Origin of the sequence: Sphingopyxis sp. 113P3 (genome assembly GCF_001278035.1) — a bacterium.
Lineage (GTDB): Bacteria > Pseudomonadota > Alphaproteobacteria > Sphingomonadales > Sphingomonadaceae > Sphingopyxis.
Map to the genome: position 1 here is coordinate 2,231,618 of NZ_CP009452.1, position 16,363 is coordinate 2,247,980.

23 protein-coding genes and 2 tRNA genes are annotated in these 16,363 nt (G+C 64.2%); 19 read left to right on the forward strand and 6 right to left on the reverse strand.

Going from position 1 to position 16,363, the window contains the following annotated elements; all coding sequences use genetic code 11:
* Positions 1 to 16: 16 nt before the first annotated feature.
* The 13 genes from LH20_RS10950 (at position 17) to LH20_RS11010 (ending at position 7,435) form a co-directional block, all read left to right on the forward strand.
* Entirely contained in the window at positions 17 to 799 is a 783-nt protein-coding gene (locus LH20_RS10950) for a hypothetical protein (protein ID WP_053554229.1), read from the forward strand.
* Between the two features lie 25 nt (positions 800 to 824).
* A complete protein-coding gene (locus tag LH20_RS10955) occupies positions 825 to 1,100 on the forward strand; it encodes a hypothetical protein (protein ID WP_053554230.1) in 276 nt (91 codons plus the stop codon).
* Positions 1,101 to 1,114: 14 nt separating this feature from the next.
* Positions 1,115 to 1,618 (forward strand): HNH endonuclease signature motif containing protein, encoded by a 504-nt coding sequence (locus LH20_RS10960; protein WP_144423568.1) that lies wholly within the window; start codon positions 1,115 to 1,117, stop codon positions 1,616 to 1,618.
* Complete coding sequence (locus LH20_RS10965) at positions 1,609 to 2,793, forward strand: recombinase RecT (RefSeq protein WP_083455380.1); 1,185 nt, start codon at positions 1,609 to 1,611, stop codon at positions 2,791 to 2,793. Before LH20_RS10960 ends, LH20_RS10965 begins: the two co-directional genes overlap by 10 nt.
* A 60-nt stretch (positions 2,794 to 2,853) precedes the next feature.
* Positions 2,854 to 3,372 carry a hypothetical protein gene (locus tag LH20_RS23330; protein WP_144423569.1) on the forward strand — a complete coding sequence of 173 codons (519 nt, stop codon included), beginning with the start codon at positions 2,854 to 2,856 and terminating at the stop codon, positions 3,370 to 3,372.
* On the forward strand, positions 3,369 to 3,584 hold the full coding sequence (locus LH20_RS10975) for a hypothetical protein (RefSeq protein WP_053554234.1): 216 nt from the start codon (positions 3,369 to 3,371) through the stop codon (positions 3,582 to 3,584). Before LH20_RS23330 ends, LH20_RS10975 begins: the two co-directional genes overlap by 4 nt.
* Complete coding sequence (locus LH20_RS10980; RefSeq protein ID WP_053554235.1) at positions 3,581 to 3,793, forward strand: hypothetical protein; 213 nt, start codon at positions 3,581 to 3,583, stop codon at positions 3,791 to 3,793. Before LH20_RS10975 ends, LH20_RS10980 begins: the two co-directional genes overlap by 4 nt.
* Positions 3,794 to 3,956: 163 nt before the next feature.
* Positions 3,957 to 4,205: a hypothetical protein gene (locus LH20_RS10985; protein WP_053554236.1), complete on the forward strand. Its 249-nt coding sequence runs from the start codon at positions 3,957 to 3,959 to the stop codon at positions 4,203 to 4,205.
* On the forward strand, positions 4,205 to 4,777 hold the full coding sequence (locus LH20_RS10990) for a DUF1643 domain-containing protein (RefSeq protein WP_053554237.1): 573 nt from the start codon (positions 4,205 to 4,207) through the stop codon (positions 4,775 to 4,777). The genes LH20_RS10985 and LH20_RS10990 overlap by 1 nt, the downstream gene beginning before the upstream one ends.
* Positions 4,777 to 4,980 (forward strand): hypothetical protein, encoded by a 204-nt coding sequence (locus LH20_RS10995; protein ID WP_053554238.1) that lies wholly within the window; start codon positions 4,777 to 4,779, stop codon positions 4,978 to 4,980. The genes LH20_RS10990 and LH20_RS10995 overlap by 1 nt, the downstream gene beginning before the upstream one ends.
* Positions 4,973 to 5,287: a hypothetical protein gene (locus LH20_RS11000; protein WP_053554239.1), complete on the forward strand. Its 315-nt coding sequence runs from the start codon at positions 4,973 to 4,975 to the stop codon at positions 5,285 to 5,287. Before LH20_RS10995 ends, LH20_RS11000 begins: the two co-directional genes overlap by 8 nt.
* Positions 5,287 to 5,991 carry a hypothetical protein gene (locus LH20_RS11005; RefSeq protein ID WP_053554240.1) on the forward strand — a complete coding sequence of 235 codons (705 nt, stop codon included), beginning with the start codon at positions 5,287 to 5,289 and terminating at the stop codon, positions 5,989 to 5,991. Before LH20_RS11000 ends, LH20_RS11005 begins: the two co-directional genes overlap by 1 nt.
* A gap of 148 nt (positions 5,992 to 6,139) precedes the next feature.
* Positions 6,140 to 7,435 (forward strand): hypothetical protein, encoded by a 1,296-nt coding sequence (locus LH20_RS11010; protein WP_235526950.1) that lies wholly within the window; start codon positions 6,140 to 6,142, stop codon positions 7,433 to 7,435.
* 15 nt (positions 7,436 to 7,450) lie between these two features.
* On the opposite strand, the gene LH20_RS11015 is transcribed toward LH20_RS11010, so the two are convergent.
* Positions 7,451 to 7,527, reverse strand: a tRNA-Pro gene (locus LH20_RS11015).
* A 258-nt stretch (positions 7,528 to 7,785) separates the two neighbouring features.
* Between LH20_RS11015 and thyA the strand changes: the two genes are divergently transcribed.
* The 4 genes from thyA (at position 7,786) to LH20_RS11035 (ending at position 12,454) form a co-directional block, all read left to right on the forward strand.
* Positions 7,786 to 8,721, forward strand: coding sequence for a thymidylate synthase (thyA, locus tag LH20_RS11020; protein WP_268796070.1), 936 nt, complete (start codon positions 7,786 to 7,788; stop codon positions 8,719 to 8,721).
* A 94-nt stretch (positions 8,722 to 8,815) separates the two neighbouring features.
* The gene (locus tag LH20_RS11025) at positions 8,816 to 10,129 is read left to right on the forward strand and encodes a 3-methyl-2-oxobutanoate dehydrogenase (2-methylpropanoyl-transferring) subunit alpha (RefSeq protein ID WP_053554241.1); all 1,314 of its coding nucleotides are present in this window, start codon (positions 8,816 to 8,818) and stop codon (positions 10,127 to 10,129) included.
* A 20-nt stretch (positions 10,130 to 10,149) separates the two neighbouring features.
* Complete coding sequence (locus LH20_RS11030) at positions 10,150 to 11,154, forward strand: alpha-ketoacid dehydrogenase subunit beta (RefSeq protein WP_053556242.1); 1,005 nt, start codon at positions 10,150 to 10,152, stop codon at positions 11,152 to 11,154.
* 4 nt (positions 11,155 to 11,158) lie between these two features.
* On the forward strand, positions 11,159 to 12,454 hold the full coding sequence (locus LH20_RS11035; protein WP_053554242.1) for a dihydrolipoamide acetyltransferase family protein: 1,296 nt from the start codon (positions 11,159 to 11,161) through the stop codon (positions 12,452 to 12,454).
* A gap of 40 nt (positions 12,455 to 12,494) precedes the next feature.
* Here LH20_RS11035 and LH20_RS11040 read toward each other — a convergent pair whose 3' ends face one another.
* Positions 12,495 to 13,073: a hypothetical protein gene (locus LH20_RS11040; RefSeq protein WP_235526951.1), complete on the reverse strand. Its 579-nt coding sequence runs from the start codon at positions 13,071 to 13,073 to the stop codon at positions 12,495 to 12,497.
* Positions 13,074 to 13,216: 143 nt separating this feature from the next.
* On the opposite strand from LH20_RS11040, the gene LH20_RS11045 reads away from it, so the two are divergent.
* Positions 13,217 to 14,416, forward strand: coding sequence for an AI-2E family transporter (locus LH20_RS11045; protein WP_235526952.1), 1,200 nt, complete (start codon positions 13,217 to 13,219; stop codon positions 14,414 to 14,416).
* Positions 14,417 to 14,459: 43 nt separating this feature from the next.
* Positions 14,460 to 14,536: transfer RNA gene (locus LH20_RS11050), tRNA-Asp, on the forward strand.
* Between the two features lie 82 nt (positions 14,537 to 14,618).
* On the opposite strand, the gene LH20_RS11055 is transcribed toward LH20_RS11050, so the two are convergent.
* The 4 genes from LH20_RS11055 to LH20_RS11070 form a co-directional block, all read right to left on the reverse strand.
* Positions 14,619 to 14,852, reverse strand: coding sequence for a DUF2842 domain-containing protein (locus LH20_RS11055; RefSeq protein ID WP_053554243.1), 234 nt, complete (start codon positions 14,850 to 14,852; stop codon positions 14,619 to 14,621).
* Positions 14,849 to 15,430 (reverse strand): 5-formyltetrahydrofolate cyclo-ligase, encoded by a 582-nt coding sequence (locus LH20_RS11060; RefSeq protein ID WP_053554244.1) that lies wholly within the window; start codon positions 15,428 to 15,430, stop codon positions 14,849 to 14,851. The genes LH20_RS11055 and LH20_RS11060 overlap by 4 nt, the downstream gene beginning before the upstream one ends.
* Positions 15,431 to 15,651: 221 nt before the next feature.
* On the reverse strand, positions 15,652 to 16,140 hold the full coding sequence (locus LH20_RS11065) for a cell division protein ZapA (RefSeq protein WP_053554245.1): 489 nt from the start codon (positions 16,138 to 16,140) through the stop codon (positions 15,652 to 15,654).
* Positions 16,133 to 16,339, reverse strand: a complete 207-nt coding sequence (locus LH20_RS11070; RefSeq protein WP_053554246.1) for a hypothetical protein — start codon at positions 16,337 to 16,339, stop codon at positions 16,133 to 16,135. Before LH20_RS11070 ends, LH20_RS11065 begins: the two co-directional genes overlap by 8 nt.
* Positions 16,340 to 16,363 lie beyond the last annotated feature (24 nt).

The window sequence follows — 16,363 nt, forward strand, 5'->3', positions numbered from 1 at the left end:
GAAAGGACAGACCGACATGGCCACCAATCCCGTATTCCCCGACGCTCCGGCATGGCCCGGCGCCAAGGCTGGCCCCGCGCCGATAGGCCACAATGCCCCGCCGCTCGAAGAGCGCATTCCCGAGGAATTCCGCGCGGCTCTGCTCGAAGAGCGTCCCGACTTCCTGAAGAAGCTCGACGACATGCTCGGCGCTGGCGACCCGAACAGCGAGGAGTACCGCCCGGGCGCCGTCCAGCGCGCGAAATGCGTCGACACTGACACGATGGCGCGCTGCGCTTCGCTGGTCGGCTTGCTCCGCGCGGCCGAGAAGCACGTCGGCGAAATCCATACGCAGATGAAAAAGCCATATCTCGAGGCTGGCCGACTGGTCGACGCGCAGAAGAACGCGATTGTCGCCCGCATTCAGGTCGGGCGCCAGAAGGTCGAGGACATGCAGGCGGCTTATGCCCGCGAGCAGCGCCAGGCCGAATTGAGGCGGCTCGAGGCGGAAGCCGAGCGGCGCCGCAAGCTGGAAGAGCTGGCGAAGGAAAACGGTCTCGCGGAGGCTGTGCCGCCGCCGCCTGAACCCGCCCCGGTGAAGCGCGCGCCGCTGCGCTCGGACGATGGCGCGACGGTGTCGACGACGACCGTGCTGGTTCCGACCGTCACCGATTACGCCAAGGCTTTCCGCCACGTGAAGAACGACGCGAAGGTCCGCGAGGCGATCGACGCCGCGATCGCGCGGCTCGTGAAGGCGACGAAGGCCAAGGAACTGGCGGGCGTCACGATCACCGAAGACGTCGTCGTCAACAATCGCTGAACCTCCAACCCGAAGGAGAATGACAATGCCCCAGTTCGTCGCCTGCAAATTCCGCCCCGATGACCAGCGCTCCTACACCTATGTTTGGGACGGCGAGCCGCTGAATGTCGGCGACGTGGTCAAGGTGCCCGATCGCTCCGGCGATGGCTGGAAGCGCGTTCACGTCGCTTCGATCAGCAACGATGCTCCGCCCTTCGAGTGCAAGCCGATCCTCGGCCTCGCTCCTGAGGAGGATGAACCCGCCCCCGAACCCGAAACTGCAGCGTCCGCCCTCGATGGCGATGACGGTCTGCCCTTCTGAAAGGAATAGCTTACATGGCAACCCAGCTCGCCAATCGCGAAACTTGCCGCCCTGCGTTCTCGCGGGACGATATAGCGCGGTTTCAGAGCCGGGTTTCCCCTGAGCCGAACAGTGGTTGTTGGCTATGGCTTGGAGCGGCCAATGAGCAGGGTAGGGGATCGTTTCGCTATGGCATGGCTGGCGAGCAAAAGCGGACCGGGCTCGCATCGAGGATCTCCTACGAAATGGCAATCGGGCCAATTCCCGATGGCATGCAGGTGCTGCATCGCTGCGACGTTCCGCTTTGCGTGAACCCTGACCATTTGTTCCTTGGCACCGTCACCGACAACATGCGGGACATGGTGGCGAAGGGACGTCACCGCCTGACCGGTCTTCCGCTCGAAAACAGCCTCAAAACGCACTGCCGACACGGGCACCTGCTCGACGGCGACAACCTTTGGATCCGGGCCGACGGCGCCCGCATCTGCAAATCTTGCCGCGCGAGAATTGCGCGCAATTACCGGAGGAAATGCAAATGAATGCCCAGACGCAAATCGCCACCCGAGCGGACAATCCGCTGGCGATCCTCAAAACCCAGATCGACGAGCGCGCAAAGGAATTTCAGGCCGCTCTCCCCAGCCACATTTCGCCGGAGAAGTTCCAGCGCACCATCCTGACCGCCGTTCAGGCGGACCCGGAATTGCTGAAAGCAAGCCGCAAGAGCCTGATCCTTGCTTGCATGAAGGCGGCAAACGACGGGCTTCTTCCGGACCGGCGCGAGGCGGCGCTGATCGTCTTTAAGCGCAACTACAAGGATGCGCAGGGCGCATGGCAACAGGCGCTTGAGGTCCAGTATCTCCCGATGGTTTTCGGGCTCCGCAAGAAGATCCTTCAATCGAAGGAGGTCACCGATATCAAGCCGAACGTCGTTTACCGGCGCGAGGTCGAGGAGGGCCATTTCATCTACGAGGAAGGCACCGAAGCCATGCTTCGCCACAAGCCCATCCTCGACCTTACGGATGAGGAATCGTCGGACGATAACATCGTCGTCGCCTATTCGATCGCGACATACAAGGATGGCACCAAGTCGTACGAAGTGATGCGCCGGTTCGAGATCAATAAGGTCCAGAACTGCAGCCAGACCGGCGCGCTCATCGATAAGCGCGGGAAGCCTCGCACTCCGAGCGGGCCTTGGGTCGACTGGTATCCCGAGCAGGCCAAGAAAACGGTGATGCGGCGGCACAGCAAGACGCTGCCGCAGTCCGGCGACCTGGTTGACGTCGAAGGCAGCGAGATTGATCAGCAGCGCGCCGCGCTCTCGGCAATGGGCGCGCTCGGGGCAGGCGAGCCGATCGATGCCACTCCGGTGGCGCCAGCGCTGCCACAAGCTGACGACCTTCCCGACCACGACGCCGATACCGGCGAAATCATCGACACCGTGACCCCCGATAACCCGAACGCTGCGGAAGGCCGCGCCGACGAACAGCACGGCGACCAGCACGACGGAACCGAGGAACCGCAGGGCGACGAAGACCAGCCCTATGCCGCGACCGTCTCCGAACTCATCGAACGCGCCGCGGCTGCCGGGACCGTCATCGACCTGAACGCGGTCGAGAAGGACTGGCAGAAGCACATGGCGGCGCTGCCCGACGTCGAGAACGCGCGCATCGACACGGCCGTCAAGGAACGCCGCGACCAGCTGACCGCGAAATAGGTTTCGACCTGAGAGAAGGCGGGCGGGCACCTAACAAGGCCCGTCCGAGAATTTCGAGCAATGACCGACACTGTGACGCGCCTCATTGCAGGTCACGCCGTTACTGGCTCCTACTGCCAGCCTGGCGGATTTTGGACGACATTCTGCCGATGCGAAGAGACTTTTGACGGGCCGACAAAGGACGCGTCTCTAGACGCTTGGGCGGAACATGTCGCCGCCCGCGCCGATGGGGGATCGGCCACCCCGATGCGGGAGGCGGCAAGCAGCGTGGGGGCGGACGCACTCGCCCATCTCGAAAGCGAGGCTAGGCGGTTCGCTGGTTTCTATAAACCCAACAGCGACATGGCAAATACGCTCAACATTCTCGGGAACAAGATCGCCGCCCTCGCCGCCATCTCGACCGCACAGGTTGATGAAACCGAGCGTGTCACCGTGCCGCGCGAACCCACCGAGGCGATGTATCTGGCCGCTTTCAACAGTGACCTATGGGGAGGCAGGCAGCCAATCCGCCGCGTCGTGGACGAAATATGGGACGCCATGCTCCGCGCCGCCCTCGCCCCCGAAGGAGATGCGCGGTGACTGACGCGCACAAGCATTGCTTCGCCTATTGCGGCGATGACCGTTGCGACTGTCCTGCTCGCGAGGCCTTCGAATTGCTGGGGCGCGTCTCAACCGCTCTGCCGGTCCTCGGGACCATGCTCCACAAGATTGGCGCAAACGGCGGCGCTCGCCTCGCCACCGAAATGCAGGAGGAAGTCGCCTCCCTGAAAGCTCGGGAGGCGCAGGCATGATCGTCAAAATCCAACGACCGATTGTGTCGAACGCCGACGAGCCAATGGCGCTGGTCTACAACCGCGACCGTTCGCTTGAAGCGCACATGCTGATGACGCCCGGCATCGAGGCGCTGTTCGCCGATGGATCGCTCAAGGTCTATCATCGGGCCAGCCTTCGCGGGACGGAGCTGCACATCGGCCGCCGTGTGAAGGAGCCGAACTGGTGAGAGGGCACCGAACCTATCTCGACATAGGAAACCCGCATAGGCCGGGCAAGTTCTACGTGCCGCCCGCCCCTGTCACGCCAGAGCAAGCGCGGAGGATGCGCGGGCCGATCCTGCCGATGGAGGATCGCAAAGGCTTGTTCGCGCGGATGCGGGGGAGGGCGCTGTGAGCCTCGCCAACCTCCGCGCCGCCGCGCGCCTCGCCCGCGAAGCATCGCAGGGACGGCGGACTATCGAGCTGGTCCTGACCGAGGAAGGTCTGCTCGTGCGCGGGTGGACCGTCGTCGACCCCGAGTTCAAGCGTCGGGCCTCGCGCGACGTGCCATGGCCCGAACTGTCCAGCCCCGCTGACCTCGCATCAAATGCCGTCGAACTCGTCGATCGCGAGCTTTCGGCGATGGAAGGGAGGGCGTGATGGCCGAAGCTCTCGACCTTCTCGGTGAGCCGGTGATACGGCGCGATGCGACATTCCTGCGCCCCGGCGTGCGGCTGACACTGTCTCGCCGCTGGGGGCCGGGCCCGATCGCTTGCGTGATCGGCTGCAATCCATCGGACGCCGATGCACTCAAGGATGATCCGACCTCGAAGTGGTGGAACCGCTGGTTTCAGCGTTATGGTTTCGGCGGATACGACGCCGTGAACGTCTTTCCCTTCTGCTCGCCTGACCCGCGCGTTTGTAAGGATCGCGTAGCAGCGTGCTTCCAAGGGGAATGGCACGATCGCGACGCGCTGCACGCCAATTTCAGCCACGTGTCCAATCTCGCCAAGGCGGCCGATCAGGTTTTCGTCTGCTGGGGCAACATCGCGCGCGACATAGACTTCGATTGTGTCGAGCAGATGATCGAGGAAATACAGTCGAACGAAGGGCCGTGGCCCGATCTATGGTGCTGGGGAGCAACAAAAAGCGGCGCGCCCGTACACCCGATGGCGCGTGGCAAGCATCGCATCGATCCGCTCGGCCCGGCGATCCTTTGGAGGGCCGCGTGATGCCCTACGCCGTCCACAACCTGCACACCCGAAGCGTCGAGATTGACCACGAGCTGTCTTACGAGATCCAGCCCGGCGGTCCGCGCTTCACCGTTGCCCCGCTCAGCATGGGCGACGGGCCGGCGATCTTTCCCGATTTTGATGAGGCCGAGGCTTGGCGAGAGAAGCGCCTGGCCGAGATGGAAGGCGAAGCCAATGGCTGACGACCCGGTAAAAATGAACAAGACCCCCGAATATCGTGAGACGCAGGGCGTCGCGCTTCCTCTTGGGCTGCAGCTCATTGAGACCTCGCGCGGCGTAATCCGCGCCGTGGACGCGCCCGGCTACACGACGCTGACCATTAAGCATCTCGACCCCGAGTTCAATCGGGTCGGAATGTTCCTTTATGCGCCCGAAGAAGGCGGCGTCGGTGCGGGCATGATCGCCCAGATGACGCCGACCGAAGCGCGCACAATGGCGGCCTCGCTTCTCAAGTTGGCGGCCATGCTGGACCCCGGAAAGCCGAACTGATGACCGATCGCCCCATCCTCTTTTCCGCCCCGATGGTCCGCGCGCTGCTCGAAGGCCGCAAGACGCAGACTCGGCGCATCCTCAATCCGCAGCCGTTCGCCAATGGCTTCCATTACAGCGCCGAACTCGGGGACATCCTTTGCCACAACGATTACTTGCCGCCATCCGCGCTGCTGAGGCGCGTTGGCAAGGGCAAGAATTCTTACGTCGCCTCCGACCTCGAGGGCGGGGCAGAAGGCATGTCGGGCTATTATGTGGGCGATCGCCTCTATGTCCGCGAAGAGTGGTTCACGACGCCAGCCTATGACGACCTCGCCCCGTCCGAGATGGGCGGTGACGAGCCGCTGCGATACAAGGCTGACGACGCCACCTTCAATTGGACCGAAGCCGACGGATCGCGCGTGGGTCGCCGCCGCGCCGGCATGCACATGCCGCGATGGGCGAGCCGTCTGACCCTCACCGTCACCGACGTCCGCGTCGCGCGGTTGCAGGATTGCAGCGAGGCCGACGCGCTCGCAGAGGGCATCGGGCAATTCGGCCGCTTCTTCGGCCTGCCGGATGCGGATTGGGATGAGGGCGAACTGTCTGCCGTCGCGGCTTATCACCGGCTCTGGAACAGCATCAACGGCCCCGGCTCATGGGAAGCGAACCCTTGGGTCGTCGCCGTCACTTTCGCCGTCGAGAATAGGAACATCGACGCATGACAGACCTTTCCGATCTCGCCCGCCACTGGATTCGCCAGACGGACTTGCGGAAGGGCATCCGGCTCGAACCGACGCATCTCGACCTGCTCAACGCCCTCGGCGTGGGCGAACTCATCGTTGCGAAAGCTGCAGAAGCACAGAGGCACCAATGTCTGAAACGAACGACCCGCTCTATTCCCGCGGAAAATACCGACTCGACTGGGACCGAAGGAAGGACGGAACCCTCCGCTCCCCGTATCTCCAAGTCTTCTGGTACGATCCCGCCGCAGGACGTGAGCGCAGCCGCTCGACGGGCACGAGCGAGGTCGTCGACGCGGAAAAGGAGCTCGATCGGATCTACCTCGAGCGAGAGCGCGGACAAGCCGTCTGCCCGACCTGCCACCGGCCCCTCACCGACAAGACCGGGCTTCTGCTGACCCAGAGCATTTCGGACTATCTGCTCGCGCGTGAAAGCGTGCCGTCGATCGTGTCGATCCGGGCGCGGCTCGACCATGTGCTCGATTATCTCGACGCCGAGAACCGCAACGACGTGACGTGCGAAGAGGTCGGCGATGATTTCATCCGCAAGTTCAGGAAATGGTCCGCGCGCCAGCCCGTCATTGAGGGCACCGTGAACCGGACCGTTCGCGATCGGGCGCCTGGCACGACCGAAGCCAGCGTGCGGTCGCTCGCCGCGGCCATCAATTATTCGCACAAGCGGAAGGACACGCCTTTCCCCGCTGGCTTCGCTGCGCTGCCGGCGGCGCAAGTGAGCCATACACCGACCTATCGCTCGGACGTGCCCGAACTCGCCAAGATGTTCCGCTATTGCCTGCATCCCGTCGCCCCGGAGGGGGAGGCGTGGAGCGACGCAATGGTCGCCCGGCAGGTTCTCCACCGCCACAGCCTACTCCGCTTCCTGCAGGCCAGCGTGGCGACGTGGGCGCGGCCCGATGCGATCTACGACATTTCCACTGACCCCGAGCGCCGCCAGTGGCTTTCCAATGCCCAAGTGCTCGTGCTGAACCCACGCGGTCGCGCGCAGACGAAGAAATATCGCCCGGCGGTCCCGGTGCCTCCAAGGTTCGCGCGGCTGCTCGACGAGACGGACGGGTTCTTCGTGACGGTCAAATCGGTGCGCAAGGCCTTTGAGGCGATGCTGGATTTCCTCGGACTGCCCCGCGATCGCGAGACGGGCCAAAAGCTCATCCGCCGTTCGATGGCAACGATCGCGCGCAAGCGCCTTGGCGAGGAACATTGGCAGCAAGGGCGGATGATGCTCGGGCACGTCAAGGCGGACGTGAGCGACCTCTACGCGCTGCCGGACCCCGCGAATCTGGGCCTGGCATTGGCTGTCACGACGGCGATCATCGACGAGATTGAGGGGCTTACGCCGGGCGCTTTCACCGGAGCAACACCGGACCTGAAATTGATCCAAGGAGGAGCGGCAAATGCAAACGCTTGAGAAAAGCGGAGAAACTGGTCGGGGAGAGAGGATTCGAACCTCCGGCCCCTGCCTCCCGAAGACAGTGCTCTACCAGGCTGAGCTACTCCCCGACCGATCCTGCGCTGGCGGACCAGCGCGAAGGCAGGGCGGTCCTCTAGACGCGCGTTTCGTGAACTTCAAGCGCCAATCGGCACATTGGCTGTGATTGCCGTTTCGAGGCGGGTGGAAGAAGGCTGACGCAGGCACGCGGCGCTCCGAACTGGACGGAGAGCCGGGACGCAGCCGACCTTTAAATTGGCCGTCGCCCGCCGGAGCTTGCCGCCTCGGCGCGCGGGCCTTAGCTAGGTCGGGCAACCCGGGAGCGATTCTTGCCTGATTCCACTCATTATGAGCTCCAGTACCTCGACTTGATGCGGCGGATCTGGAGTGAAGGCGACGAACGCGTTGATCGCACCGGGGTCGGGACGCGCTCGCTGTTCGGCGAAACAATGCGGTTTTCGCTCGCGGACGATGCCGTCCCGCTGCTCACCACCAAGCGCGTCTATTGGAAAACCGCGCTGCGCGAGCTTTTGTGGTTCCTCACCGGGAACACCAATATACGTCCGCTCGTCGCGCAGGGCGTGCGCATCTGGACCGACTGGCCGCTCGAGCGCTACCGCCGGGAAAGCGGCGAGGCGATCAGCGCGGCCGATTTCGAGGCGCGCATTCTCGCTGACGAGGAGTTCGCCGCGACCTGGGGCGACCTCGGGCCCGTCTACGGGCATCAGTGGGTGGATTGGCCGCGTTATGAGCCCGTGGAGGGCGGACTCTATCGGCGTGCCGAGCGCGGGCATAACCAGATTGCAGCGCTGATCGAGGGGCTGCGCCATAATCCGGGCTCGCGCCGGCACATCTTCACCGGCTGGAACGTCGCCGATCTCGACCGGATGGCACTGCCCCCCTGTCACATGACCTATCAGTTCCACGTTCGCAGCGACGGCGGTCTCTCGTGCCTGCTCTTCCAGCGCTCGTGCGATCTTGGCCTCGGCTTTGCCTTCAACGTTTTCGAGGCGGCGCTGCTGACGCGGATGATCGCCCAGCAATGTGATCTTCACGCGCATGAACTGGTGTGGACGGGGGGCGATGTGCACCTCTACCTCAATCACGCTGACCTCGTCGAAGCGCAACTCGCCCGCGTTCCCGCCGGCGCGCCGAAGTTGCGGATCCTCCGGCGTGCAGAGACGATTTTCGATTACCGGTTTGAAGATTTCGCGGTCGAGCATTATGCACCGCAGGCTCATATTCCGGCGCCCGTGGCGGTCTGAGGTGCAGCCATTGCATTGGCGGCATGAAAGCAATAATATGTCGAAAAATTGAAATATAACGGCGCGGCGATTCGCGCCTCGAAGGGACGAAGATATGCCCGAAACGCCCCCCGAACGCAGTGAGGGGAGCCGGCCAGCGAGCAATTTGCCGCCATTGTCGCTCCACATTCCCGAGCCGCGCTACCGCCCCGGCGACACGCCCGATTTCGGCGGCATCGAAATCCCCGCGGTCGAAGCGACACCGCGCCCCGGCGAAGCGACCAAGCCCGATGCGATGCGTGACCTTTGCTACGGGCTCGTGCGGGTTCTCGACTTCGATGGCGCCGCGAAGGGGCCGTGGAACCCCAACCTCGCGCCCGACCGGCTGCGCTCGATGCTGCGCACGATGATGCTGCTGCGCGCGTTCGACGACCGCATGTTCAGGGCACAGCGCCAAGGCAAGACGAGCTTCTACATGAAGTCGACCGGCGAAGAGGCGACCTCGGTCGCCTCGACGATGGCGATCGACCGGACCGACATGGTTTTTCCCAGCTATCGTCAGCAGGGGATCCTGATCGCGCGCGACTATCCGCTGATCCAGATGATGAACCAGATTTATTCCAATCGCGGCGATCATCTGCTCGGACGGCAGTTGCCGATCATGTACTCGGCGCCCGAGCACGGATTTTTCAGCGTTTCGGGCAATCTCGCCACCCAGTATCCGCAGGCCGTGGGCTGGGCGATGGCGTCGGCATCGAAAGGCGACACCCGCATCGCGACCGCCTGGTGCGGTGAGGGCTCCTCGGCCGAGGGCGACTTTCATTCAGCGCTCACCTTCGCCACCGTTTATAATGCGCCCGTCATCTTCAACGTCGTCAACAACCAGTGGGCGATCTCGAGCTTTTCAGGCTTCGCCGGGGGAGAGCGGACCACCTTCGCGGCGCGTGCCGTCGGCTATGGTATCGCGGGCTTGCGCGTCGATGGGAATGACCCGCTCGCGGTCTATGCGGCGACCCAGTGGGCGGCGGATCGGGCGCGGACCAATAACGGCCCGACATTGATCGAACATTTCACCTACCGCGCCGAGGGGCACAGCACCTCCGACGACCCGAGCGCCTATCGCGCGGCACAGGAGGCAAGCGCTTGGCCGTTCGGCGATCCGATCGCGCGGCTACGCCAGCATCTCGAGCGGCTCGGCGAATGGGACGCCGAGCGCCACGAGGCGCAGGAAAAGGAGCTCGACGACCTCGTCAAGACGACCCAGAAACAGGCAGAAAAGCTTGGTATTTTGGGCCATGGTATGCACCAGCCATTCGAAACGATGTTCGAGGACGTGTTCGAGGAGATGCCATGGCACCTCAAGGAACAATGCGCGCAGATGCTGGCCGAACAGGAAGCGAAGTTCGGACCCGACTGGAAGCCTGAATGATGGCGCACGACACCAAGACCATGAACATGATCGAGGCGATCAACAGCGCGATGGACGTCATGCTGGGGCGCGACGACAAGGTCGTCGTGCTGGGCGAGGACGTGGGCTATTTTGGCGGTGTGTTCCGCGCGACCGCGGGGCTGCAGAAGAAGCACGGCAAGACGCGCGTGTTCGACACGCCGATCAACGAATGCGGCATCATCGGAGTGGCGGTCGGCATGGGCGCCTATGGGCTGCGCCCGGTGCCCGAGATCCAATTTGCCGACTATATCTACCCTGGCCTCGACCAGCTCGTGAGCGAGGCGGCGAGGCTGCGCTATCGTTCGGCGAATGACTATATCTGTCCCATGACCGTGCGCACGCCCTTTGGCGGCGGCATTTTCGGCGGCCAGACGCACAGCCAGTCGCCCGAAAGCATCATGACACATATTTGCGGCGTAAAAACCGTGATCCCCTCGAACCCCTATGACGCCAAGGGGCTGCTGATCGCCGCGATCGAGGACAATGATCCCGTCGTGTTTCTCGAGCCGAAGCGCATCTACAACGGCCCCTTCAGCGGCTATTATGACCGCCCCGTCGAGCCGTGGTCCAAGCATGCCGCAAGCGCGGTACCCGAGGGCTATTACCGCATCGACCTTGGCAAGGCTGCGACCGTGCGCGAGGGTGAGGCGGTGACCGTACTCGCCTATGGCACGATGGTTCATGTGGCCAAGACGATCATCGAGGAAATGGGCGTCGACGCTGAAATCCTCGATCTGCGCACCTTGCTGCCGCTCGACGTCGAGGCGATCGAGGCGTCGGTGAAGAAGACCGGCCGCTGCCTCATTATTCACGAAGCGACACGGACCTCGGGCTTTGGCGCCGAACTTGCCGCTTTGGTGCAGGAACGCTGTTTCTATCACCTTGAAGCCCCGGTCGAGCGCGTCACGGGCTTCGACACGCCCTACCCGCACAGCCTCGAATGGGCCTATTTCCCCGGCCCCGTTCGTATCGCAACGGCGCTGACCAAGATTTTGAAGGACTGACGTCATGGCCCGCTACTCATTCCGTCTGCCCGACATCGGTGAAGGCATTGCCGAGGCCGAGATTGTCGCCTGGCACGTGCGTGTCGGCGATCGCATCGAGGAAGATGCCCAGCTTGCGGACATGATGACCGACAAGGCGACCGTCGAAATGGAGTCGCCGGTGTCGGGAACGGTAGTCGAAATTGCGGGCGAGGTCGGCGATCTCATTGCAATCGGATCGACGCTCGCGGTGATCGAGACCGACGGCGAGGTGGACGAGGTCCCCGACGAGGAAGCGCAAGAGGTTGCTGCGCAAACGCCGGGCGCGGAAGAGGTGTCCGAGGCCGAGGTTGCAAAGGCCGCGCCCGAGCCGGTGCGCGCCGAGCCTGCCGAAAAGCCCGCCCAGGCGCCTCGAGAGACGGACACGGTCGCACCCTCCCCAAAGAGCGCAGGACAGGAAAAGCCGGTGCTTGCATCCCCCGCGGTTCGCGCGCGTGCCAGGGATTTGGGCATCGACCTGTCGCAGGTTCACAGCGAGGGCGAACGCATCCGACACTCGGACCTCGATGCATTCCTGCGCTACAATAGCGGCGAGGGCTATCACGCGCCGGGCGCGAGCCGTGCGCGGGCTGACGAGCCGGTCAAGGTTATCGGGATGCGCCGCAAGATCGCGGAGAATATGGCGGCATCGAAGCGCGCGATCCCCCATTTCACCTATGTCGAGGAAATGGACGTGACGGCGCTCGAAGAGATGCGTGCCGATCTCAACGCCAATCGCGGCCAGCGTCCCAAGCTGACCATGCTGCCCTTCCTCATTGTTGCCATTTGCCGCACGATCCCGCAGTTTCCGATGATCAATGCGCGCTACGATGACGAGGCGGGCGTGGTGACGCGCCACGGCGCGGTGCACCTTGGCATGGCAACGCAGACCGATGCCGGGCTCATGGTGCCCGTGATCCGCGACGCGCAGGACAAGAATGTCTGGCAGCTTGCAGCCGAGATCAGCCGCCTTGCCGAAGCGGCGCGCAGCGGCAAGGTGAGGTCCGCGGAACTGACGGGCGGAACGCTCACCGTGACCTCGCTCGGCCCGCTCGGCGGCATCGCGACAACGCCGGTCATCAACCGGCCGGAGGTGGCGATCATCGGCCCCAACAAGATCGTCGAACGCCCGGTTTTCGACGGTGACGACATCCGCCGCGCCAAGCTGATGAACCTGTCGATCAGCTGCGATCACCGCGTCGTCGATGGCTGGGACGCTGCAAGCTATGTGCAGGCGCTCAAGAAGCTCATCGAAACGCCGGTTCTCCTGTTCGCTGAGTGATGGAAGGGTGAGGCGAGGGGCTATCGCCCCGCGCGCGTCTTTAGCGGACCACGCCGCGGAACATCAGCTTGCCCGAGGCCCCCGCCGGAATCGGCTTTTGAATCGCCCAGCGAAGATGCGTGACGTCGGCGGGCTGCGCAGGGCGGCGCGTACCGTCAGCAAGCGCGACAGTCATTTCGCCAAGCCGGCCCCACGTGCGTCCGCCATCGACGGAGACGAGGGCGGTGTTGTCGCCGGCATCAGCGTATCGCACCGCCGCGGGAAGGGGATTGGTGATGACGAAGCGGTCCGCCGCGCGCTCACTGGCGTTACGATAGTTGAGCACGAACACCAGCCTGTCGCCGGGAACGACGGCCTTTGGTTCTTCGAGCCGAATGCGCGTCCTTCCAGCGCCGTCCCTTGTCACGCGCTCGACGAATATATTGTTATCGAGCGCGATCTGGTCCGCAGCCAGCGCCTCCGCTGGCGCGAGCGCCGCGAAGGCAAGGAGGGCGGCCATCCGCACGACGAGCGCGCGAGGCGGCAGGGAAGGGGCGAGGGCGTGCGTCCGGCTCGCGCCGGCGGCGCGCACGAAAGGCAGGAAGGCTGGAATGATCGCGTCTCCGATGGCTGATCCCACGGGATGTCCTGGAACCGAAACGGTAATTTATGGTTAACATCGCGGTTACTTTGTTGGCCGGTTCTGCTGCCCCGTTTGGCACCCGGCTGGCGCGGCGAGCAAAGCTCGCGTAAGAAGAGGCGATTGACCGGGAGACAGGCAAGGTGGCGGACGACGGGGGGAAAAGGGAGGCTCGCGGCCCTCGCGCCAATCCCCTGCATCAGATCGAAGTCGACGACCTTCGGCGCGACCGCCTTCTCGCGGCCTTGACGCTGATTATCGGGGCCGCCTTTTGCCTCGGCCTTCCTTTCGCGCTTCAGGCGGGCGCAGAGTTCTTCTTGCCTTTGACCGCAGCGATCGTGATCGCGATCGCGCTCGTTCCGGTGCTCGAGTGGCTCGAGCGGCGCGGTGTGCCGTCCGCGCTCGCGTCCTTTCTGTCGCTTGCGGCCTTCTTGCTCGGGATCAACGCGGCGCTCGCAATCATCGTCGTGCCCGCGACCGGATGGTTCACGCGGCTCCCCGAGTCGATTCCGCGTATCCAGAGCAATCTCGCGCCGCTCATCGACTTTTATTCCACCCTCCAGAAATTCGTCGATCGGACGCTCGCTTCGGTGGCCTCGGGGAGTGAGGCGACCGCGCAGGCGATGGCGGCAACCGCGCCGACCTCAGTCGTCGACTATTTCATCTCGGCGGCGCCTGCTGCGGCGATCCAGCTCTTCTTCGCTGTCCTTGTGGTCTTCTTCTTTCTCGCGGGCTGGACGAGGCTGCGCAAAGGGACGATTCGCCGCCGCGGCAGCTTTGACGGTGCGATGCAGACTGCACGGGTCATCCAGAACGTGGTCGATGCGACCGCCGATTATCTGGCGACCATCTCGATGATCAACGCGCTTCTGGGGCTCATCGTGTCGCTCTTGCTGTGGGCGCTTGGCATGCCGTCGCCCTTCATGTGGGGCGGCATCGTCGCGATTTGCAACTTCGTGCCGTATCTCGGGCCTATTGTCGCGGCAATTCTGCTCGCGCTTGGCGGCCTCATGACTTTTGATGTGGTTGGATTTGCGCTGCTGCCTGCCCTGATCTTCATCGGCGTCCATCTCGTCGAGGCGAATCTGATCACCCCGCTGGTTCTCGGCCGACGACTGACCGTCAATCCGCTGCTGATTCTCGTGTCGCTGAGCTTCTGGGGTTGGGTGTGGGGCACCCCCGGGGCCCTTCTTGCCGTGCCGCTGCTGCTCATCCTCCAGACGATCCTGCACTCGACCGGAACGCCCGATTTCGCAGGATTCCTTTTCGAACGCGGCACGCTGACAACTGCCGACGAGATGCGCGCGCGTTTAAATCGCGACAAGACCGAAAGCGACGGTTGACAGGCCGCGACGCGGCGCATATTGGCGCGGCTCCCAAGCACACGCGGGTGTAGCTCAGTTGGTTAGAGTGCCGGCCTGTCACGCCGGAGGTCGCGGGTTCGAGCCCCGTCACTCGCGCCATTTCTTGTCCCTCTGGACGAAATGGCAACCGCAGCTTGGGAAGCTCATGTCATGCGGCAAGGCCCCGCGCGGGCGCGGCTCCTTAGCTGCGCCAGCGCCCCAGTTCCATCCAGCGCAGCAAGGGTTTCAGCGGCAGGATCCAGACGATACCCGCCGCGAGATAGAAGATCGCCTGGACAAGGATCGGCCAGGCGCCGACCCACGGCGACAGGCTGACGATGAGGACGGCCCAGACCGCGATCAGCAGCAGGATCAGGAAAATGCCCGCTGGCTTGCGCCAGCTTGGCTGCTCAGGACTGGCGGGATCTTCACTCACAAGCGGTCTCCACAGACGATAAATTCCTGCTCTGTCAGCACGGCGTCGAGCCGCGCGTCGGTCGATTCGGCAGGTATGGCATCGACTTCCTGCACCGACCAGCCGACGCCGATACGAAGGATGTGGGGATGCGTGGCGAAATAGCGGTCATAATGCCCCCCGCCCTGGCCGAGCCGGCCCCCGGTCCGGTCGAAGCCGAGAAGCGGGCAGAGAATGAGCGCGGGCTCGACAGGGCGCCCTTCGTCAGCAGGCTGATGCGTGCTCCACGGCCCCTTCGCCAGCGCCTCACCTGGAGCCCAGCGCCGAAATTCCATGGTCTCGCTACGCTCGCGATGGAAGGGAAGAGCCAGGGGATAGCCTGCGAGCGCCGGGAGGACATCGGGCTCATCGCCCCAGGCGACATAGGCCGCGACCGGATCGCGTCTCGCGATGAGGTGGGTGAGCAGCTGGGGGATGGTACGGAAGGCAGCGAGACCCGCCATGCCATCCAGATTTGCCGTAAAATGCCGGCGGCGAAAGCGGAGCCGTTCGCGCAGAGCCTGCTTTTGCCGGACAGGGTCGGCGGGGATGTCGGTCATCGCCGTTCCTGGCTCTTTCTATCGGCGGGTTGGCGGGACCGCCATGGTCGTTTGCCGGAAAATCCTCTGACGCCAGTAACGTCAGGTGGGGGCCATATACGTCGGGCCAGGGCCCGGGCAGGGACAGCTCCCTTGGATGATGTATCGCCTCAGGGATATTCGCAGCGGCTCGTGCCGGGCAGTGCCCGCCGCCCCCTATTTAGGGACGCGCGGGCGGCGCCTCAAGGGATTTGCTCGACTTTCGTCGCAAGCGCCTCGATCCGGTCCGCAATCTCGATCAGCGCGCGGTCGTGACGCCCGGAGGGCGGGGTGGGGACGACTGGCGCGCCCTGGCGCAGCTTTTCGAGTTCGGCAAGGGCGGCCGCCTCCCGCTCGGCAGCGGCGCGCGCTTCGGCCAGTGCCTCCGTCTCGCGTAGCTGTGCGGCCTTAAGTTCATCCTTCGCTGCCGCCTCGCGGCTTTCGGCTAGCGCAACCGCTGCGCGAAGCGAATCGGTCTGGGGCGTCGCCTTTTCGACCTTGCCCCGCGCCTCCTGCGTTTCGTCGGCGAGCATGAGCGCCGCGAAGAGAAGCTGGCGAACCTCGGTTCCGCCCTGTACGCTACGCGCCTTCTCGTCGATGACGGCAGCGAGCTGGCGGAGCCGATCCTCCTGTCCGTCGGCGCAATGAACGTCATAGGCGCGCCCGGCAATGCTCAGGCGGACGTCAGCCATGCTTCGCCTCCGCGATCAGCCGGTCGAGTTCACCGATAACCGCCGCGACCTCGGCCTTCAGCGCAGAGGATTCCGGGGGCGAGGCTGGTGCCAAGGGGGCAGGCCGCGCGGCCCGCTCGGCCAGCGCCTTCTCGATCCGGCTCAGCGCCCGTTCGATGCGGCCGATGGCGAGGCTGGATTCGTCGAGATCGAGTTCCATGGGCGAAGACGTAGCAGCGGCGCC